This is a genomic window from Clostridium sp. (assembly GCF_032576335.1).
GTDB lineage: Bacteria > Bacillota > Clostridia > Oscillospirales > Acutalibacteraceae > Faecalispora.
The window spans coordinates 293671-315040 of record NZ_JAWFXC010000004.1; the positions used below are offsets into that span (position 1 = coordinate 293671).

19 protein-coding genes are annotated in these 21370 nt (G+C 42.9%); 14 read left to right on the forward strand and 5 right to left on the reverse strand.

Annotated features, from left to right (window positions below; translation table 11 throughout):
- Positions 1-22 precede the first annotated feature (22 nt).
- Positions 23-181 (forward strand): DUF3787 domain-containing protein, encoded by a 159-nt coding sequence (locus E7L17_RS06605; protein WP_316322463.1) that lies wholly within the window; start codon positions 23-25, stop codon positions 179-181.
- Between the two features lie 579 nt (positions 182-760).
- On the opposite strand, the gene nifJ is transcribed toward E7L17_RS06605, so the two are convergent.
- On the reverse strand, positions 761-4288 hold the full coding sequence (gene nifJ / locus E7L17_RS06610) for a pyruvate:ferredoxin (flavodoxin) oxidoreductase (protein ID WP_316322464.1): 3528 nt from the start codon (positions 4286-4288) through the stop codon (positions 761-763).
- 172 nt (positions 4289-4460) lie between these two features.
- On the opposite strand from nifJ, the gene E7L17_RS06615 reads away from it, so the two are divergent.
- Entirely contained in the window at positions 4461-4748 is a 288-nt protein-coding gene (locus tag E7L17_RS06615) for a putative quinol monooxygenase (RefSeq protein ID WP_316322465.1), read from the forward strand.
- Positions 4749-4812: 64 nt separating this feature from the next.
- Here the strand turns inward: E7L17_RS06615 and E7L17_RS06620 are convergent, their stop codons facing one another.
- Positions 4813-5919 (reverse strand): hypothetical protein, encoded by a 1107-nt coding sequence (locus E7L17_RS06620; protein ID WP_316322466.1) that lies wholly within the window; start codon positions 5917-5919, stop codon positions 4813-4815.
- A gap of 220 nt (positions 5920-6139) precedes the next feature.
- On the opposite strand from E7L17_RS06620, the gene E7L17_RS06625 reads away from it, so the two are divergent.
- Positions 6140-6376 carry a hypothetical protein gene (locus E7L17_RS06625; RefSeq protein ID WP_316322467.1) on the forward strand — a complete coding sequence of 79 codons (237 nt, stop codon included), beginning with the start codon at positions 6140-6142 and terminating at the stop codon, positions 6374-6376.
- 86 nt (positions 6377-6462) lie between these two features.
- On the opposite strand, the gene E7L17_RS06630 is transcribed toward E7L17_RS06625, so the two are convergent.
- Complete coding sequence (locus E7L17_RS06630) at positions 6463-7308, reverse strand: protein-glutamine gamma-glutamyltransferase (protein ID WP_316322468.1); 846 nt, start codon at positions 7306-7308, stop codon at positions 6463-6465.
- Positions 7305-8297: a hypothetical protein gene (locus E7L17_RS06635; RefSeq protein ID WP_316322469.1), complete on the reverse strand. Its 993-nt coding sequence runs from the start codon at positions 8295-8297 to the stop codon at positions 7305-7307. The genes E7L17_RS06630 and E7L17_RS06635 overlap by 4 nt, the downstream gene beginning before the upstream one ends.
- 452 nt (positions 8298-8749) lie before the next feature.
- Here E7L17_RS06635 and E7L17_RS06640 point away from each other — a divergent pair, with 452 nt between their 5' ends.
- From E7L17_RS06640 to E7L17_RS06655, 4 genes are all read left to right on the forward strand, one after another.
- A complete protein-coding gene (locus E7L17_RS06640; protein WP_316322470.1) occupies positions 8750-9928 on the forward strand; it encodes a tyrosine-type recombinase/integrase in 1179 nt (392 codons plus the stop codon).
- Between the two features lie 368 nt (positions 9929-10296).
- Positions 10297-12036 (forward strand): methyl-accepting chemotaxis protein, encoded by a 1740-nt coding sequence (locus E7L17_RS06645; protein WP_316322471.1) that lies wholly within the window; start codon positions 10297-10299, stop codon positions 12034-12036.
- 44 nt (positions 12037-12080) lie between these two features.
- Positions 12081-12593: a chemotaxis protein CheW gene (locus tag E7L17_RS06650; protein ID WP_316322472.1), complete on the forward strand. Its 513-nt coding sequence runs from the start codon at positions 12081-12083 to the stop codon at positions 12591-12593.
- A gap of 79 nt (positions 12594-12672) precedes the next feature.
- Positions 12673-13287, forward strand: coding sequence for an HD-GYP domain-containing protein (locus tag E7L17_RS06655; RefSeq protein WP_316322473.1), 615 nt, complete (start codon positions 12673-12675; stop codon positions 13285-13287).
- A gap of 117 nt (positions 13288-13404) precedes the next feature.
- Here the strand turns inward: E7L17_RS06655 and E7L17_RS06660 are convergent, their stop codons facing one another.
- Positions 13405-15348 (reverse strand): methyl-accepting chemotaxis protein, encoded by a 1944-nt coding sequence (locus E7L17_RS06660; protein ID WP_316322474.1) that lies wholly within the window; start codon positions 15346-15348, stop codon positions 13405-13407.
- A gap of 338 nt (positions 15349-15686) precedes the next feature.
- Between E7L17_RS06660 and E7L17_RS06665 the strand changes: the two genes are divergently transcribed.
- From E7L17_RS06665 to E7L17_RS06695, 7 genes are all read left to right on the forward strand, one after another.
- Positions 15687-16631, forward strand: a complete 945-nt coding sequence (locus E7L17_RS06665; RefSeq protein ID WP_316322475.1) for an AEC family transporter — start codon at positions 15687-15689, stop codon at positions 16629-16631.
- A 249-nt stretch (positions 16632-16880) separates the two neighbouring features.
- Complete coding sequence (locus E7L17_RS06670) at positions 16881-17363, forward strand: methylglyoxal synthase (RefSeq protein ID WP_316322476.1); 483 nt, start codon at positions 16881-16883, stop codon at positions 17361-17363.
- 21 nt (positions 17364-17384) lie between these two features.
- On the forward strand, positions 17385-17618 hold the full coding sequence (locus tag E7L17_RS06675; protein ID WP_085833765.1) for a PTS sugar transporter: 234 nt from the start codon (positions 17385-17387) through the stop codon (positions 17616-17618).
- Positions 17619-17924: 306 nt separating this feature from the next.
- Complete coding sequence (locus E7L17_RS06680; RefSeq protein ID WP_316322477.1) at positions 17925-19388, forward strand: UDP-N-acetylmuramoyl-L-alanyl-D-glutamate--2,6-diaminopimelate ligase; 1464 nt, start codon at positions 17925-17927, stop codon at positions 19386-19388.
- A gap of 8 nt (positions 19389-19396) precedes the next feature.
- Positions 19397-20791: a UDP-N-acetylmuramoyl-tripeptide--D-alanyl-D-alanine ligase gene (locus E7L17_RS06685; protein WP_316322478.1), complete on the forward strand. Its 1395-nt coding sequence runs from the start codon at positions 19397-19399 to the stop codon at positions 20789-20791.
- A gap of 38 nt (positions 20792-20829) precedes the next feature.
- Positions 20830-21120, forward strand: a complete 291-nt coding sequence (locus E7L17_RS06690) for a hypothetical protein (RefSeq protein WP_316322479.1) — start codon at positions 20830-20832, stop codon at positions 21118-21120.
- Positions 21121-21138: 18 nt separating this feature from the next.
- The coding region (locus tag E7L17_RS06695) for a hypothetical protein (protein WP_316322480.1) at positions 21139-21370 on the forward strand (232 nt) is incomplete at its 3' end.

Below are 21370 nucleotides of genomic sequence, written 5' to 3' on the forward strand. Positions count from 1 at the left end.
AAATGAAAAGGAGACCATACAAATGCCTGAAAAAGATAAGCATGCTCATATTCCAGTGGAACGCCACGATACAGCACCTTTGGCTGAGATTCATAAGGTAAAGCACATTTCACAGGTTACGATTCCCTCAAAGCCAGACATTGAACACGCAAAAGATTATGTGGATACGAATGAAAAATAGTTTGCATTTCATAAAACAATAGAAAAGAAGCTGCACAGCCGTTTTTAGCTGTGCAGCTTTCTTTTGCTTATTGAATATCGCTTTAACTGTCGCTTCTTCTATTTATGAGCGACAAAACAAAACCTTACTCACAGTCTGTAACGCACAGGCGTTTTCTGTGCGGAGAATAGATGCAGAGCGGGGGCTCACTTCGGATTCCAAAGGCAGAGAATCGATACTCTCCCTTTGGCATGCCTTTGCAACCTTTCACCCTTTCGTGAAAGGTTGTGCCCGCTCCGACATGAGGGGCAAGCCCTGCGCCAGCAGAAGCCTTGCGCCCAAGCGCAACATTTTACTAGTCAAGCAAAAACTTTCTCTAAACAAAATGAAAAGCTCTTAGTACGAGGGGCAAGCCCTGCGCCAGCAGAGTATCTTGTGATATAGCACAGCGCCTCTTTCATACCAAAAGTACGAAAGCTAGTAAATGCTTTATAGATTTTATTGACGTAAGCAGAAAGTAATAAAGCGATTTTTACACTTGCAAGCGGACAGAACCATTTTAATTGAAACTTCGAATGAAACAGAGGGCTTTGACAAAGCTTAGAATAGCTTATCCTCTGCCATCTGCTTGTACATTTCGTAATTATTTTGTGCGTTCTTTTCTGCTTCCTCCATAAGTTGGTCTGCGCTCTCTGGGTTAGCGGTAATCATTTGCGTGTATCTCAGCTCACCTTTGAGGAAATCGCGGTATGGCTCTGCAGGTTGCTTAGAATCCAACACAAACGGAGCTTTGTCTTGCTCTTTTAGCATAGGATTGTAACGGTATAGGTGCCAATAGCCAGCGTTTACTGCTCTTTTCTCTTCGTTCATGCTCGTTCCCATTCCCTTAATAATACCGTGGCTTACACAGGGAGAATAAGCAATAATGAGGGATGGCCCGGGGTAGCGCTCGGCTTCCATAATGGCTTGCAGTGTTTGAATATAGTTTGCACCCATAGCAATTTTCGCTACATAAACGTTCTTGTAGCTCATTGCCATCATACCAAGGTCTTTCTTACGGGTTCGTTTACCAGCTGCCGCAAATTTGGCTACCGCACCAATGGGGGTGGATTTGGAGGCTTGCCCACCGGTGTTTGAGTAGATTTCGGTATCCAAAACCAAAAGATTTACATCCTCACCGCTTGCCAGCACATGGTCAAGCCCACCGTAACCAATATCATAGGCCCAGCCGTCGCCCCCAATAATCCAAACAGATTGCTTTACCAGGTAATCCTGCATATCGCGTATCTTTTGTAATTGTGGGCAATCGGTTGTGTTCGCTTCTTTCAATGCAGAAATTAACGCATTTGATTCTTCTTTTGCTGCCGTTCCGGAGAAGAAAGCCTCTAGCCAATTGGATAGTGCTGTGCGAAGCGATTCCTTCAGCTTTTGCTGCTGCAAAGCTTCTTCCACCTGTAACGCGAGGTTTTCTCGAATTTGCTTTGAGCCCAAATACATTCCGTAGCCAAACTCGGCATTATCCTCAAACAAGGAGTTTGCCCAAGCGGGACCTTTTCCATTTGCATTGGTGGCATAAGCGATGGAGGGAGCGCTGGCACCCCAAATAGAGGAACAGCCAGTCGCGTTTGCAATGAGCATGCGGTCACCGAACAACTGCGTAACTAGCTTTACATACGGTGTTTCTCCACAGCCGGGGCAAGCACCGTTGAATTCAAGAAGTGGTTTGCACAGCTGGCTGCCTTTTACGGTGTTTGAGGGGATTAAATCCCTCTTTTCTGTTAGGGTCATAGCAAATTCCCAATTGCTGCGCTGTGCTTCCTCTTGGCCAGCAGGCTTCATAATTAGTGCCTTACCCTTAGCCGGGCAAACATCTGCACAGTTGCCGCAGCCAGTGCAATCTAAGGGGCTTACCTGAATGCGCATCTGGTAGTTTTCCAGCCCTTTTCCGGTTGCCTGCTTGCTTTCAAAGGATTCTGGCTTACGCTTCGTTTCCTCTTCGTCGAGCACCATCATACGAATGGTAGCGTGGGGGCAAACATAAGAACACATACCACACTGAATGCATCGCTCAATTTGCCATTCAGGCAGCATTACGGCAATGCCACGTTTTTCGTAGGCCGTGGTGCCCAGCGGGAAGGTACCGTCTGGCATATCTAAAAATGCACTAACTGGCAAATCGTTGCCTTCATCTCGCGCCATCACCCTTTGAATACGAGAAATAAACTCCGGTTCATTTGCTTCTTTTGAAGAGTGTAGGGAGGCGGTGGTTTTCTCTTCCCCCCAATGGCTGGGAACTTCCACTTGGTGTAGAGCCTGTATGCCGGCATCTACTGCGGCATAGTTCATCTCAACTACCTTTTGTCCCTTTTTGCCGTAGGATTTGAGGATACCCTCCTTAAGCAGGGTAACTGCTTGGTCGAGCGGAATCACTGGAACTAGCTTAAAAAATGCAGACTGCATAATCATATTAATACGGTTGCCAAGGCCAATTTTCGAGGCAATGTCAATGGCATCCACTGTATAGAATTTCAGTCTTTTTTGTGCGATGGTGTGCTTTAGCGCAGCGGGAAGATTGCGCTCAAGCTCTTCGCCAGACCAGCTACAGTTCAGTACAAAAATGCCTTCTTCTTTGATGCCGCTTAAAATGTCGTAATTATAAAGAAAGCTTTTGTTGTGGCAGGCAATATAATCGGCTCGATCGATGAGGTATGGGGATCGAATGGGGGTGTCACCAAAGCGCAGGTGAGAGGTGGTAGTTCCACCAGATTTTTTACTGTCGTAAGAAAAATAGGCTTGTACATATTTATTAGAGTTTTCACCAATGATTTTTACAGCAGATTTATTTGCCCCAACGGTACCGTCGGAGCCTAGCCCCCAGAATTTGCAGTTGATGCTTGGTGACTCGTGGTTTGGCTCAATTTCTGCTAAAGAGAGCATAGTTACGTCATCATCAATCCCAATTGTAAAACGGGGAAGAGGTTTTTCTGCATACATATTGTGAAAGACAGCCAAAATATGTCCGGGCCGAGTATCTTTTGAGCCAAGGCCATATCTGCCGCCAAAAATTGCAATATTTTTTCTTTGCTCTAACACCGCCTTGCTAACATCTAAATACAAAGGCTCGCCAATGGAACCAGGCTCCTTGGTGCGGTCTAGTACAGAAATATAGCGTACACTTTCCGGCAAAGCGTTTAGCAGGTGCTCGGCAGAGAAAGGCCGGTAAAGATGAACGCTTATTACACCTACCTTTTTGCCTTCTGCGGTAAGCTGGTCAACCACCTCGCGAATGGTGTCGCATACTGAGCCCATCGCAATAATCACGTGCGTTGCATCCTTTGCTCCGTAATAGGAGAACAACTGGAATTCTCTGCCTGTAATTTTGGAGTAGGATTGCATAAGTTCTTCTAAAATGCCGGGAACACGGTCAAAATATGGGTTTTGTACTTCACGACCCTGAAAATAAATATCTGGGTTTTGCGCTGTTCCCCTTGCAACGGGGTGATTGGGGTTGAGTGCCCTTTCTTTAAAAGCCTTTAATGCTTTTTGGTCGAGCAAAGGCAGAACCTGCTCGTATTCCGGAACATCTATTTTCTGGTATTCGTGAGAGGTACGAAAGCCATCAAAAAAGTGTATAACGGGTAAACTCGCTTTGATGGCACAAAAGTGGGCGAGGAAAGCGTGATCTACCACCTGCTGTACATTGGTAGATGCAAGCATAATGGCTCCGGTTTGACGGCAAGCCATTACGTCTTGATGGTCACCAAAAATAGATAAAGCATGGGTAGCAAGCGCACGGGCAGAAACGTGAAGTACACCGGGAAGCAGCTCGCCAACCATTTTATAAATATTCGGCACCATCAGTAATAGTCCTTGTGAGGCTGTGTAGGTAGTGCCGAGTGCACCGGCCTGTAAAGCCCCGTGCATGGCACCAGCCGCTCCTGCTTCCGACTGCATTTCTACGACCTTTACCGGTTGTCCGAATAGATTCTGCTTCCCTTCGGTTGCCCATTGGTCCACATGCTCTGCCATTGGGGAAGAGGGTGTGATGGGAAAAATGGAAGCAACCTCCGTCATCATGTAAGAAGCGTAGGCCGCCGCTTGATTTCCGTCAACTGTTTTAGTAGACATGGAAGTAATCTCCTTTATTTCTACAAACTAATTTACAGTTAGTGTTACTATAAGTAAAAGGCTTATTCTCATTTACTTAAAATATATGGATTGGTTCGATGATGACGAACCTCATCACTATACCAAACCCTAACTATGTTGTATAATCAAATAAAAAGGAGAATAAAGCTTTATGATAAAAGTAGTTGCGAGAAGTATGATTAAAGAGGGTTGTTTAACAGAAGCATTGCAATTATATCGATTGTTAATCGATAAAACGGTTCAAGAAAAAGATTGTATATCCTACGAATTGTTTCAAGAATTAGACAATGCACATCATTTAACTTTAATTGAGGAATGGGTAGATTTAGATGCACTGAAACGGCATACGGAAACTCCTCATTTTATAGATTTGGTGGGCAAGCTCTCCTCCTATGAAACCGAATTACCTGTTTTGCTTTATAAAAAAGTATTTGAATAGAACAAACGAAAGCCGCCGATATTTCGGCGGCTCTTTTTAAAAATACAGAGATGGCAGAAAAAACTTAATCCGGCAGATTAGCTAAGGATAAAATCTGCTCACAAATCTCTTCTTCTTTTTTCTGTACACCTGCAAAATTCATGTGTGGAATATAGTAGGCTTCCAGCTCGTCGTGCAGCTTTTTGGTTCTGGAAAGAGCACTAACCGCCTGTGCAATGAGCATATGGTAATTCTTTGAGCTAAAGTCAATTGCCTCAATCTGCGCGTCAGTGAGTAATTTGTCGGTATATTGTGTCATATCAATTACAGAGTCACCAACGTGGTTCCACGAATAGCCCACCGGCTCTGAAATAAACGCGACCTTTAATTCTGGGATGAATACGTGCTCAATGCGGGTATCTGGTGCTAAGGGAGAATAGTACCGCTCAACATCCAACCCACGGAATACGGCTTCAGCCGTCACTTTTTCCAGCAACTCATGTACACCAATTCCCCAAAGGTTCTGAATTAAATACACTTTTGTAGCATAGTTCGAGAGTGAATCCAAATGATACACCACACCGGATGGAGTAATTGCGCTTGCAAATAAACGGCGAATACTCCCCATTTTACCGGTAATTGGGATTTGAGACAGCTCGTTGTTAATAATGTGCCGAGCCTGTGAAAGAGCACCGGCCTTGTCGGTAACAAGCTCAAGCGTCTCGGTCACGTCGTCCAAAAGGCTTTTAGCAGCCGCTAAATATTTGTATGCGTGTTTGTATTGCTGCTTGTTTTCTCCACTAATACGCACAATTTCATCTCGGTTTTCCCGAATGCCTTCGTCGTCCCAATACTCCCCTAAATTAACAATTTCATCTACTGCGGCAGGGTATACGGGGTCTGTTACGTGTGGTGCAGTGCCGTCCACAAGAGCGACTCCCAAAGCAGGTATCACAAGGCCGTCCAGAGAATCGGGGTCAGAGGCACAGTGCATATACTCAAGGTCGAACCCCTCCAGTGCCATGCGGTCACCAATGTGTTTTAGAAGGGTAGATTTGCCCACGCCGGGCCCGCCCTTCAGGCAATAAAAACGTTTGGTTTGCGGTAAGGGTAGTATATAAGCAAAGTAAGAGAAGAAGCCTTGGCTTGTATTATTACCCGGGAACAAGTGGCGAATTTGATTGTCTGCCATAGAAGCACCTCGCAATATTGCAGTATAATTATTCTTCTTACATACTATGCGTTAATCGAAATTCCAATACAAATATTTTGTTTGAGAACATAGGATTTTGTAAAACGGCTCTTTGGATTCAGCGAATACTGAATATTAAAAATACGGTAGGCTATAATACGAACATCGCATTACATCGAATTAGTTGAGAAATGAGTTACAAGGCAGAAGGAGATTTATAATGACGAATAAAGAAATTGGGCGGGTTTTAAATCTGTTTGAGGTTGGCGAAGCGACAGGGCATAATTTTATATTGTCAAAGACCAGCCCCGTTGTTCATGAGGTGAGTGAAGATAATATTGGGGAGCTCCTCGAAAAACACTTAATTACAAAAATTCGGGAGGGCGAAGCCGGGCAAAACCAATATATGATTACCGAATTAGGGCTAAGAGTACGGAATGGGCAGGCAGAGGTTTAACTCTGCCTGCTCTTTTTATTTGTTTGCGTGAGTGGTGGGGTGCTGATGAATTAGATCAGTACCCCACTTTTTTGCTAAGCTACCATTTATCTTGAGATTGGCTGAGGGAATGGACGCCAGTTTAAAATCGATGGCGGTGATGACTGCGACGATTGTGACGATGCAGTAGCAGACGAGCCTTGCGATGCCTGCTCCAGTTTTTTAAAGTTTGGCCGCGCAGCTGACTTTTCTATAAAATAGGCGCTTTGGGTTGCCCCGTCTACTCGGTTGGCATTGAGCATTCGTAGAATACGATCAGCAGTGGTAAGTCCTATGCCATGCCCATAGTAAAGCCCTCCCGGCATAATGATGACGTTTTCGCCCTGTAATTCTGAGACCTCGGGGTCTACCTCCGGATTAATGAAATACCCACGGTCACCTAGCATTACATCGGCAACTGATTTGGGCGTGCCTACTTCGCGCAGTAGAGGGTCTAGCCTATGCCAATTCATTAAATAGATGGAGGGGAACAGGCGGTTAAAGGTTTCGTCTGAAAGAAGCTCCAGTAAAGCCTTATAATATACGATAACCATTGCGGTGGCGCACTCGGTGCCATACAATTGCCCATTTTTATAAATATCACGTATTGCGTCGCTGGGTTTTACCCCTTGCTTTAATAAAAAGCCACCGTTGCTGGTTCTTTCCCAAAATTCAGGGTTAACCTTGGATTTATGAAATACCGTAAAATTTAAACCGCTTCGGTTTAGGTCTCTTGCGGCATTAACAATTTCTTTACGCAAAGACAGCTCAAATTGCAGCTGCTTTAGCGTATCGTAACGGTAGGTTTCTTCACTGTCAGACATTTGCTTTAGCACCTGCTGCTCTACGCTATTCTCCGGGTACGCAGCAATTAGTTCGGAGATTGGTTGAGATGAACCGGTGATTGCGATCATTCCTCTCCCTCCAATCTTGCCTTAGCGGCTTTGATTTGTTCGTGAGTAGGAACGTGCAGCCATTCCTCCCAATCGGAAATGCTTTTATTGTGGATTCGATGAGAGTAGTTGGATAATAACCGTTTTTCATCCTTACTCAGTTTTTGAAAAGCAGCCATACATTGCTGTTCTTCCGGTGCCAAAGTTGTAATGGGAACCTTATTTAAAGAGGGGGTACCCTTTTGCAGGTATTTGCGCTCTAAATCTAAGGTACAAAACTCCGGTTTACTAGTGTATTGAAAGCTTTCTTCTGTAAAATACAGGTAAGGCAGGTTTTCTTCCAGCCAATCCAAGTAAGCCTCCAATGCTTCTTTCTTCCCGCTTTTCAGGGCAGATTTCTCAATTAGATCTGTGTGTAATAATTCTGCTGCTAGATTCGCATCCTTCTGATTTGCAGAGGAGAGACGCTGCGCAATGAGCTTTAGCACCTGTGGGTCGCGGAAGCGAAACAAGGCCCACACCAAATCGTGAATGAGACGGTCATTTCGGTTTCGCTGAAACAATATATCTGCCGCCATAGGCAAAATGTCAGCATCCTTGTGAATGTTGATGAGGACGGAAATACTTAAATCCAATACTTCTTCATAATCATCTTCTAAAATTTCTTCTTTGAAGCCTGTTTCTAAAATCCACTTTAAAACCGGGTAAGAGGATTTTTGCTTCGCGGAAAATGTGTTTATACCAACCGCTTTATAACCTTTTACCTGATTAATCAGTTGCAATGCCGTCATGTTTCGCATGTTTAAATATCGTTGCGCATGCTGCTGTAAAATCGGTTCATGGAGTATGTACAGGCAGGGGAAGGCTAGGCGATTATCATTAAGCTGAGAAACGGCCTGCCGTACATCTTTTTTCGCATGCTCAATGAAAGTGGTTTTACATGCTTCGTCTCCTTGTGTAGTGCGGATCTGGTCCCAATAACTCATGTTGTTTAATTGATCTGAATTCATAAAATCAACTCCATCTTTCCGAACCCCAGCCTTTTATAATGGCAGGGGAAAAGATTATCTTCTACTATGTTATTAAGGCAGGGTGTCCTTGTTTCTTATAAAGACAGAAAAGTAAAAAAATAAGCAGGAGATTACAAAGCGGAAGCAATGAAATACATTCTATTCAAAATAAAAAAACCACAGGATTCATACAGTGAATCCTGTGGTTTTGAGCTTATTTTTAGCTAAAATAACTGTGCGAAAATGTCGCAGTTTATCCAAGACCGAGACATGTAATTTCGACACAATATGACCTTTTTCATTATATATTATCTTTTTAAAGAAGTCAATCTCGCCAATTGATAATAAAAAACTACGAAAAAATATAAGTGTTTTTAGTTAAAATTATAGAAATGTTATAGATTTCTAATAATTCGCCGTCAGCATTAACGTCATAGAAAGGAGTATTTACCATGGCTCGTAAAGGTGAAAATATATATAAACGTAAAGATGGGCGTTGGGAAGGAAGAGTCATTCAATCGGAGGGGAAGTACCGTTATTATTACGCCAAAACGTACCGAGAAGTACGAGAAAAAATGAAAAACTCTTGTGATACCGAAGCAACACCGATTATGAAAGTGCAAGAATCAAAAGAAAATGCAGCAGACTTATTTAACAATTGGTTATTGAACGATTCGCTCAATCAATTAAAGCCTTCTACGTTCGAAAGCTATTATTACTGTATGAAAAGCTATGTAATTCCATATTTTTCTCAGCCACAAAACACACTACTGTGTGAAAAAACAATTACAGCTTTTGTGCAATCCATTCATAACAATCAAGAGCTGTCTGTAACTTATCAGAAAAAAATCCTATCAATTTTTAAAACCGCATTAAAAGCGATTTTTATCAAAACACCAGAGAATCATCTTCTCATTGATAAAGTTATACTTCCCAAAGTAAAGTATTCTTTGACAGAAGTACCCGTTTTCAGTTTAAAGGAGCAGCGACTCCTTGAATATACGGTTCAAAATTCAAAAGATGAAAGAATGTTAGGGATTGTTCTATGTTTTTACACAGGAATCCGTCTCGGTGAGCTTTGTGCATTAAAATGGGGCGACTTTGATTTTGATGCCGGGACTATGTCTATTCGTCGGTCCGTTTCACGTGTTCGAAATTTTGAATCAGAAGGAACGAAAACGAAACTTAGCATAGGTACTCCCAAAAGTTGCACCTCATGCAGAAAGATTCCCATTCCAGCATTTTTCTATAAACAGGTAAAAGATAAAAATATGATACCCAAAGCCGAAAACTACTATATTCTTTCTTCAGGGACAGAACCGTTCGACCCAAGGGCTTACCAAAGGCTGTATAAAAAAATGTTAGTAGAGTCTGGAGTGAAAAATCGTAAGTTTCATGCTCTACGCCATACCTTTGCAACAAGAGCGTTAGAGCTTGGGGTTGACTTAAAAACATTAAGTGAAATTCTAGGGCATTCAAATGTAAATATTACTCTCAATGTGTATGCCCATTCTCTTATGGAGCAAAAGAAAAAAGCTATTGAAAAAATGAACGAGCTTTATTTTACTCATGAAGAAAATAAAGCATTCGCCGTCAATTCAGCCGTCATAAATACAAATACAGCAGTATAAACCGCATTCCTGTTGAATTACGCACGGTCTTGGATAAACTGCGACGATATAAAATCTTTCTTTTTATTATATTACCCTTATTATAATACGATATGATTCAAAAGGAAAAGCCAATTAATTTAGTATCTTATGGTAACAAGCTCAAAAGAATGAGATTTTGACAGTCTCTTCTAAATATTTATCATTCTGAGAGGGGTAGTTAAATGCGGAAAAAGAATAGTAACATTGTGGAAAAATTTTCAGAAAACATCATTGTAAAAGAAAAGTGGTTTGTCGAGAGTTATACAATTATATCATCAGGAAAGGATGAAAAAAACTAAGAGAAATACGGTGAAAAATAAGTTTCGTTATAGAAAGGCTGATATTTTATGAAAAAATATAAAGATTTTAGCATAGCTCGCAAACTATCTACCGGATTTTTCGCAATGATTATTTTTATGATCGCCATTGGCGGTGTAGGAACTTACGGAATGATTAGCATCAATAACCTAGATACATATTTATACGAACAACAAACGGCCCCCATCGAAAAGTTAATTAATTCCTATGAAGCTATTTACCAGAGCCGAATTGATGTAAGAGAAGCTATTATTGAAGTTGGCAATAGCAACGAAGTATTAAAGTATGAAAAAAACTGTAAAGAAAGTGTGTCGACTTTTACAGATAATTTGAAAGAGTATAAAAAAACAACCGTAAGACAAGACAGCCTAGCTCTAATAGATGAAATAGACAAGCTGTACAACGAATCTTATGTTATCGCTATGAACAATGCTTTCGAAGAAATTAAGGCTGGGAAAGCAAGGGAAGCTGCTAATGAATTGGACAATGTTTCTGATAAAACAGATCTTATGTTTAAAGATTTACAGAAGCTGGTGGATATTCGCATGGAAGCTGCGAAGCAAACTAGCGATTCTAATGAACGTTCCGCTCTTATCATGACCATCGTTTTAATCGTATTCGCTGTAATTGGTGCAATAGCCGGTATTATTTTAGGCAAGCGGATTTCCCTCACGATTACCAAGCCAATTGGCCGTGTTGTTGAAGCTGCCGATTTAATTGCGCTAGGACATGTAGATGTAGATTTAAGCGATATGCTCTCCAAAGACGAAACCGGTCAGCTTGCCGCCTCGTTTAACCAAATGGTAGATGGCATCCGCAAGCAGGTTGTAGCAGCAGAAGTGATCAGCAAAGGTGATTTTACACAGGATGTACCGTTGCGTTCGGAAGAAGATGCGTTGGGTCTTGCCCTTGAAAGAATTAAGAACGAATTGAGTAATACCCTCCAGCTTATTAGTATGGCAGCAGACCAAGTAAATACCGGTTCTGAGCAGGTCTCTTCCGCCGCACAGGCTCTCTCATCCGGTGCTACGGAGCAGGCGGCATCCGTTGAAGAGCTTAATGCTTCCATTGTAAGTGTTGCAGAGCGGGCAGCTCAAAACGCAGTTAGCGTAAATAATGCAACAACCTATGTCGATCAGTCGGTGAAGGGTATTTCAGAAAGCCACGAGTTTATGCAGAGACTCAATGGTGCCATGCGTGAAATTGGAGAGGATTCTCACCAAATTTCAAAAATTTCGAAGCTGGTAGAAGACATTGCGTTCCAAACAAACATCCTTGCTCTGAATGCAGCGGTTGAGGCCGCTCGTGCAGGCAGTGCTGGCAAAGGCTTTGCCGTTGTTGCGGATGAAGTGCGTAATCTTGCCGCAAAATCGGCTGAGGCTGCTAAGCAAACATCTGACCTGATTCAGAAATCGGCAACCACAGTGGCCGAAGGGGAACGTATTGCAGCTGAAACGCTGGGTGTTTTGGGACAAGTAGCTGAAAAATCTCAAATGGTAGACCAGGCGATTCGAGAAATTGATGAAGCCTCTACGGAGCAGGCTGCTGCAATTGAGCAAATTAACCAGGGGCTTTCTCAGGTGTCTGCGGTCATACAGAACAATGCAGCAACAGCCGAAGAAAGCTCTGCCTCCAGTGAAGAGCTTGCAGCACAGGCTCAGACCTTACAGCAGGAAGTATCTAAATTTAAGCTTTCAGGTTCACCGAGCAATAACGCATATCGTTTACAGAATGATACGACCGACTCGTATTCCGGGTTTACATTTTAAGCCTTTCAGAGTTTAAGGTGAAAGAAAAGGAGGCCTTTAAGAATATGGGACAAACAGTTGAGCAGGATTACGGCTTGCAAGATGAGGTGAAGGGGCGTTATTTAACCTTTTGGATCGACAAACAGCTCTTTGCGGTTTCCATTGCAGATGTGGTTCAAATTGTTGGGATGCAGGATATTACCCAGCTTCCCGATTACCCTCACTATGTAAAAGGAGTCATAGATCTACGCGGTCAAATTATACCGCTTGTAGATGTACGTCTTCGCTTTGGAAAAGCTGAGATCCCTTATAGTGATCGTACTTGCATCATCATTATTTCGGTGAAAGAAAACCACTTTGGCTTGATTGTTGATGAAGTGGATGAGGTTACCGATATTCCGTCCGAAAAAATTGCTCCGCCCCCGAAAGTAAACATAGATCAAACAAATTCTTACCTTACTGGAATTGCTCAGTTGGAGAGCACAACAGAAAAGAACCGGATTGCTCTTTTACTTGATACTTTAAAAATTATAAGTAAAACAGAATTATTGGTTAAAGCTGAGGCAAAGCAGAAATAAAGCCGGGAGGTTACTTCTAATTTACCGGTACGGTTTTATCAAAATTGTGTACTCCAGATTCTTCTAAGGAGTGGAACCATTGAAAAAAATCAATGAGATAGTATCTGCAGATGAAATTTTACATCTGCTCCCCGAAGAACAAATTCAACATAGCATTAATGTGGGAAAGCTCATGGAGTGCTTTTCAATATGCCTCAATGAATATGCTGACCAACCCATGCTCCAGTATTACAGTTTAGCGGCCTATTACCACGATATAGGCAAGGCTCATGTTCCCGCTGAACTTTTAACTAAAACAGGGGTTTTAGCTAAGGAAGAGTACCGTTTGATACAACAGCACACCGTATTTGCCAGAAAATTGCTGGAGTCTGCCCGCAGGGAAAACGATTCTGTAATCCCAAAAGAAATAATTGATTTATTACTCGATGCGGCTGTGTACCACCATGAAAATTGGGATGGAACAGGCTATCCGTATAGGAAAAGGGGATTGGAAATCCCACTTGTGGCTCGCGCAACTGCCGTTTGTGATGCTTACGATGCCATGGTAAGCGCTCGCTCTTATCGACCTGCATTTTCTCATGACTATGCCTGCGGCGAGCTTAAGAAATGGGCAGGACGGCAATTTGATCCAGAATTGGTAAAGCTGTTTTTAGAATATCAGGCGAAGTACAATGAATTGGTGTATTCATTGTAGTTCTGGATAAATAATAGCTTGGTATGAAATCATAAAACCCCCACCAACCAATTTGGCTGGTGGGGGTTTGCAGCTTCGTATCATTTCAACTGTGCAAGTCAAAAAAAACAGCGGTTGTTATAACTGGAATTTTTCAACAAGCTCTTTTAAAACTTGCGCTTGCCCAGAAAGCTCTTCGCTTGCAGCTGCGCTCTCTTCCGCTGTTGCTGAGTTTGTTTGCACAACACCCGAAATTTGATTTACCCCCTGTGTCACTTGATCGATCCGTTCGGATTGATTCATAGAAGCTCTGGCAATTTGATCTACCTTATCTGCAACAACCTGAACACTTTGAACCACTTCGTTGAGTGCTTTCTGGGTATTGTCTGCAATTAAGGCGCCTTTCTCCACTTGTTCTCGTGAATGATTAATTAATTGTGCGGTATCTTTTACGGCGCTTGCACTCTTTGTAGCAAGGTTTCGTACTTCATCTGCCACTACGGCAAAGCCTTTCCCTGCCGAGCCTGCTCTGGCCGCTTCAACAGAGGCGTTTAAAGCGAGAATGTTTGTTTGAAAAGAGATATCTTCGATTGTCTTTACAATCTTTTCAATTTGATTCGAGGAATCATTAATTTTAGACATTGCCTCAACCATTTCCAGCATGTAATGGTTACTGGTTTCAATTTGCTGCAGTACATTTGCGGCTCTATCATTTGCGTTATCCGCATTCTGTGCATTTACTTTTACATGTTCCGCAATTTCAGAAATGGCAGTAGAGAGTTCTTCAACTGAGTTGGCTTGTTCGCTAGAACCCATAGCCAAAGACTGTGCGCCAGTTGCAAGCTGTTCGGAGCCGCTCGCAATTTGGTCGGATGCCTGATTAATGGAATTCATGGAATCATGCAGAGATTGTGTGATGTTTTCCAGTGAGTTTTTGATTGGTATAAAATCACCATTATATTGAAGGTCGGACTGCACCTGCAGGTTGCCATTTGAAACCTCATGCAGAACGGAACTTATTTCAGTGATATAATTTCGTAATGATAAGATCGTGATCTTTAAAGATTGAGCTAAAGTGCCAACCTCATCTTGTGTTTTAACTTCAACGGGATCCGATTGTAAATCACCTTTTGCAAGCAACTCTAATCGGTTACAAACAAGTGAAATCGGTTCCGCGATAGATTTTGCAGTTTTTCTAGCAAATAAAACACTTAGTAGAATACAAACTATCGAGGAAATTAATAAACCGATAATGGTATAATTAATCGACGATGTCATCTCTTTGATTGGAGCCACAATTCCAAAGGACCACCCGTTTGTTCCAGGCAAGGGGGCATGGTAACAAATGCGATCTCCGGTACTGTAGGAATAAACCGTAATTCCACTTTTTGTTAGGTCAGCATATTTGTGTATCTCCGCGGTTTTGCGTTGTGTAACCTTTTCTTTTGAAATATTGCCGATCAAAACACCATCTTTATTAATAATAAAGGCACTGCCGGTTTTACCCACCACTATATTTTGAATATAGGGACTATATACATTGGAATCCATAATCGCCATTAAAACACCTTTAAAATTATTATTTGAGATAGGTGTACAGGCGATAACGCAGAAGTTGCCATTAATATCATTCATTGGTTCTGAAAAATATGTATTCCCGGCCAAAGCATCCTTAAAATATTGCTGATCAGCTATGTTTTTACCATTTAAATCAGCCTTGCTGCTTAATACAAGGCCATCTGTTGTTACTAGGCTTAGGGACTCGTACCCCATAGAATCTTTCTGTTGCTCTAATATTGTTTTTAGCTGAGCGCTTGTTAATCCGGGGGCAGAGAGCGTGCTGGAAAGAGCAACACTCCGAAAAGAGGTTTTCATAGTATTCATGCCATTGTTAATGGATTCGGTGAGTATGTTACCCATGGTAGTTAGATCGTCGTTCATGTTTTGCGTTAATCCCTGATAGCTGGAATAAACACCTACGCCAAGGCTTAAAAGCACGGTAAGAATAACAACTGGAATCGTATTTAAAATCAGCTTTACCTTTAGGGATTTGAGATTGCGTATGATTGATAGTTTTCGCATTCTAAACATCCTTCTTCTCTTTTTTTTACTGCGTATGTTATTGAGACCTTCTTTCGCCGCAGAGAATCTTCTAATAAGTTATTTCGACCTAATGTGACAAGAGTTTGAATTACTTTAGTTACTAAACAAAATAGAAACAAATATCATTTTTAGTTCGAGCAAGGGAATATCACTGTGTTTGCAAAAAAGAGATGATTATTTAAAAAAGGAAGAAGAACAAGGAGTGCACTTGCACTTACAAAAATCGGTGTTATAATTTGGGTACAGAGAACATTCTTCTAACATGAATTGGAAAAACAGAAGAACTCTGAAATTTGCAAATGGAAAGTTTGTGCGGCATGATATTGACATTTTTACACGCAATTGAAAGCATTTTAACCATCATCATTATGTTTATGACCGGTTGGGCTTTAACACATGTAGGGTGGTTGGATGAAAAGACAAGCGTCATCTTCTCAAAAATAATAGTAAACGTATCGTTCCCATGCTATATGCTATGGAATTTGATGTCTAACTTCGATAAAGCCAAGCTGCAAGAGCTTTCCGGTGGCTTGGTAATTCCCATTACCTCCATTTTGCTTTCGTATTTTTTAAGTGTACTCGTGAGCAATCTTATGAAAATAGACCCAAAGCGCAAGGGAATATTTCGCTGTATCTTTTTTACATCCAATACCATATTCATTGGTTTGCCCGTAAATTTGTCTTTGTTTGGTGCAGAAAGTACGCCCTATGTACTCATTTATTACATTGCAAATACCTGCTTTTTTTGGACGTTGGGAAATTACGAAATTAGTAAAGATGGAGAAGGAAATAGAGGGAAACAGAAATTTTCTTTTGATGCCGTAAAAAAAATAGCAAATCCGGCAATGGCAGGCTTTGTTGTTGCCATCATACTTATTCTATTAGAGGTACAGCTTCCTAGCTTTGTAATGGATAGCTGTAAATACATTGGCGAGTTAACAACACCGCTCGCGATGTTTTTTATTGGAATTGTTCTTCACTCCACTCCTTTAAAAAAGCTGCGGATTGACCGCGACATTATTGTATTACTGCTTGCACGTTTTGTTCTTTGCCCCGTAGTTGTAATTGCATTGGAGCTCTTTATTCCAGTACCTTCCATGATGGCCAAGGTGTTCGTCATTCAGGCAACCATGCCTGCTGTTACCAGCACTGGAGTAATTGCGAAGCAGTATGGTGCAGATGTTGAATTTGCGACCATTGCAACCGTAGTTACCACTATTGCAAGCATGATAGTAATACCAATTTACATGATTTTGATTTAATTTGATTTAATGATAAAGGGCAGGGAATTCTATTACTAAAGAATTTCGCTGCCTTTTCTTTTGCTTTTTTTAGAAAGAAAAAATACGGTATATTCAAACGGGATAGCTTGTTTTTTTAACAATCAATTGGTATAATAAAGCTTAGTTTCGCCATGCTTTAACAGGTAAACTTGCTTATTTGAGACAAGCTTCTCTCTCACAAAAATCCAGTCAAAAGCATCTACCGAAACAGAAAGACAGGTGAAGAGTGTGAATGAAGATTTTATTACTTTTACCATTGGCAAACAGAAAAAAATAGCACTGATTGCGCACGACGGCAAAAAGCGAGAAATGATTGATTGGTGCTTTGAGAACCAAGAAATTTTAAAGGGCCATTTTCTATGCGGAACCGGCACAACAGCGCGGCTGGTGGCAGAAAAAACAGGCTTGCCCGTAAAAGGGTACAACAGTGGCCCGTTGGGCGGCGACCAACAAATCGGCGCTAAAATTGTAGAGGGTAACATTGATTTTGTCGTCTTTTTTTCAGACCCTCTCGAAGCACAGCCTCATGACCCAGACGTAAAGGCTTTGCTGCGTATAGCTCAGGTTTACGATATTCCAATCGCAAACAATCGTGCCACAGCCGATTTTTTGATTCGCTCTGAATTTATGAATCAGGAATACCAGCATAAGGTGATTAATTTTAAAAAATCCGTCAGTGATCGAGTAAATGACAAGAATCTGCTTCATTGAGCATCCAAGGGGAGAGCAATTATGATAACAACCAAAATTTTAATCAATAACGTGGAAAAGGTAAAAGCATTTTCTTCTATTGTTTCTCAGAAAAATGTTGATTGTGAAATTGTAGAGGGTATTTATATTATCGACGCAAAATCCATAATGGGTATTTTCAGCATTGATTTGTCGGAACCGGTTGAGCTTCGAATTCACTCCGACGATACCTCCATCCTCAATACATTAAAAGATTTTATTGTTACAGAAGCCTAATTGCAAAACAACTTAGGTACGGCTGATTTCAGTCGTACCTTTTTTATGTAAAAAAATAAAAATGGAACTTTGTATATGCTTGCATTTTTATTGACAGAGCGGGCAGAATCGCCTATGATAAGTACGTGTTCAATACGTATTCCGTTTTATAAAAAAATGTAAGAAAGAGTATACGATATTTGATTTTGTGCGTAATATTGACGCTATGGAATCAATACTAATACAACAGGGCAAATGCGCTGTTTTCAAAAGAATGCGCCAGGGTAAACCGGCGCTTTTTCAATGGTAGAATCAGGGGGTTGTATCATGCGTTTATTGGATTTGCTGCAAGGCTTGCAGTATACGGCTGCCGGTAACCTTGAGGTTCCGGTGGAAGATGTTATTTATGATTCCAGAAAAGTAAAACCTGGCTGTGTTTTTGTGTGCCTTCGTGGCGCTCGGGCAGACGGCCACAAGTATGCCCAGCAGGCTGCGGAAAGTGGTGCCTGTGCGATTGTTGCAGACCACCCGTTGCAGCTTACCAAAGAGGTTCCGGTTGTTGTTGTGCCGGATACGCGCTTGGCTTTGGCGGTATTGTCTGCTGCGCATTTCGGTCACCCCGCTAAGCGGATGAAAACCGTTGGCGTTACCGGTACCAAGGGGAAAACGACTACAACCTATATGATTCGTGCCATTATGGAGAAAGCGGGCCTGAAAACAGGTTTAATCGGCACGATTGGAGCGGTAATAGGCGACCGTGTAATCCCTACTGAGAATACAACGCCGGAGTCTTATGAGATACAGTCCTTCTTAAAGCAGATGGCAGACGAAGGCTGCCAGTGTGTGGTAATGGAGGCTTCCTCCATTGGCCTGAAGGCAAACCGTACGGCGGGCTTTACGTTCGACATTGGCTTGTTTACTAATTTTTCGCCTGACCATATTGGCGGGGATGAGCATGAATCCCTCGAGGAATATTTGGCCTGTAAGAGCATGCTGTTTCGCCAGTGTAAGCTTGGGATTGTAAACATGGACGATGAAAACTGGCAGGCTATTTTAAAGGACCATACCTGTAAGGTGGAAACCTATGGCTTTTCTGCCGAGGCACAGCTTCGCGCAGAAAACGAGGGTCTTGTTTCGCGCCCCGGTTATTTGGGCGCAAAGTTTGATTTAAGCGGGCTGATGAACTTCCCCGTTACGGTAGATATTCCCGGTAAATTCAGCGCTTACAATGCGTTAGCCGCTATCGCTGTGTGCCGTCATTTTCCTGTTACGCAGGAGCAGATTCAGAGCGGGCTGAGTGCGGTTACGGTGAAAGGCCGGGTTGAGCCGGTTCCGGTTCCCGGTGATTACACACTGCTGATTGATTATGCGCACAATGCGGTTAGTATGGAGAATATTCTCGAAACGCTCCGTGAATATGAGCCGAATCGATTGATATGCCTGTTTGGTGCAGGCGGTAATCGTGCAAAATCGCGTCGGTACGAAATGGGAGAGGTATGCGGGCGCTTAGCCGACCTTTCCGTCATCACAGCCGACAATTCCCGTTTTGAAGATGTAATGGATATTATCGCCGACATTAAGGTTGGTATGGCGAAAACGGATGGAAAATATGTGGTGATTCCCGACCGGCGTGAGGCAATTCGTTATTGCCTTGAAAATGCCCAGCGGGGAGACGTTATTGTTCTCGCAGGAAAAGGACATGAAGATTATCAGGAAATCCGTGGAGTAAAACACCCATTTGATGAACGTGTGGTAGTGGCAGAGCTCCTGAAAGAAATAGAGAAAGCGTGAGTGGGAACATGAAAATGCTGGCCAGAGAGATTGCTCAGGCATGCGGCGGCAAAATTCTTGGGGGCAACCCCGAGCAGGAAGTAACCTTTGTAACAACAGATAGCCGCACAGCGGGTAAAGGGGCATTGTTCGTACCAATCGTTGGTGAACGGGTTGACGCACACCGCTTTCTGGCGGCGGTAGCAGAGGCGGGGGCAGCCGCCGTTTTAACACAGCAGGGCAGGGTGGAGGCTCCCGCAGGGAATTGTGCGTGGATTGCCGTAGAAGATACCCGAACCGCTTTACAGCAGATTGCAGGAACATATCGTTCTCGTTTTTCAATTCCGGTAGTGGGTGTTACTGGTAGTGTGGGAAAAACCACAACAAAAGAAATGCTTGCACTCGCTCTTTCGGTCGAGCGGGATGTTATGAAAACCGAGGGTAACTTTAACAGCCAGCTTGGTGTTCCGCTCACGGTGTTCCGGCTTTTACCGGAGCACGACATAGCGGTGATTGAGATGGGCATGAGCCAATTTGAAGAAATGGAACGCCTGGCGCAGGTGGCAAAGCCTACTTGCGCGGTGATGACCAACATTGGCATTTCTCATATTGAAAACCTGAAAACACAGCAAAACATTCGGGCAGAAAAACTTCATATTACAGATGCCTTTACCAAAGACTCCGTTTTGTTTCTAAATGGGGGGGACCCGTTACTGGCAGAGCTAAAGGACACACTTTCATTCCGTACTGTGTTTTTTGGTCTTGAGCCTTGGTGTGATGTAACTGCTGAAAATATTATTTCGCACGGCGGGATTACAGAGTTTACCGCGGTCTCGAGGGAGTTTCGTGTTCCGGTAACGCTTCCTGTTCCCGGGGAGCACAATGTGCTCAATGCGCTTGCTGCCTTGGCGGTTGCACAGTACTTGGGTGTTTCACCGCTTAAGGCAGCGGAACGCCTGCAAACGTATTCACCGCCCTCTATGCGTCAGCAAATTCACCGAGTAGGCGAAGTAACGGTAATCGATGACTCGTACAACGCAAGTCCCGATTCCATGCGAAGCAGTGTGAATATATTAATGGATTTGAAGGGGAGCGGCCGCGCCATCGGCGTGTTTGCAGATATGCTCGAGCTGGGTGAGTATTCGCGCCAAGCACATTTTGATGCAGGTGCGTATGCGGCATCACGCGGAGTGGATGCGCTTTTTGTGGTTGGTGAGCAGGCGCAGGAGATTCGCTGGGGTGCGATTTCGGCAGAATCTCATTTGCCGGTGTTTTCTTTTCTTTCCAATGGAGAAGCACTTGAGAAGTTGAAAGCATATTTAAAGCCGGGAGATGTTGTTATTGTAAAAGGCTCCCGTGGAATGAAGACTGACGAGATTGTTCGGGGTTTGCTTGCTAGCAAAGATGTAGTTCTTAATAAATAATGTTATAAAAAACAGGATTTGAAAGAAGCGCTTGCCGATTGGCAGCGCTTTTCTTTTTATCTTTTAAGCGCTACGGCGCAGGGCTTGCCCCTCATGCAGGGGCTGTCTCTTGCAAATTTAGCAAGTTATTGCATTTAGAAAAAGGAAGTTTTGCGCTCTGGCGCAGGGCTTGCCCCTCGTACCATATTCTTTCACTCTTGAATCAGAAAGTATTTGCTTTCTTTGTGGGGGGAAGTTTTGCGCTCTGGCGCAAGGCATTCTGCTGGCGCAGGGCTTTGCCCCTCATGCTGGGGCTGTCTCTTGCAAATTTAGCAAGTTGTTGCTTTTAAAAAAAAGAAGTTTTGCGCTTGGCGCAAGGCATTCTGCTGGCGCAGGGCTTTGCCCCTCATGCTGGGGCTGTCTCTTGCAAATTTAGCAAGTTATTGCATTTAGAAAAAGGAAGTTTTGCGCTTGGCGCAGGGCATTCTGCTTGCGCAGGGCTTGCCCCTCGTGCCGGGGCGGGCACCTACTTTCACGAAAGGGTGAAAGTAGGCAAAGGCCTTCCAAGGGGAGAGTATCGATTCTCTCCCCTTGGATCCC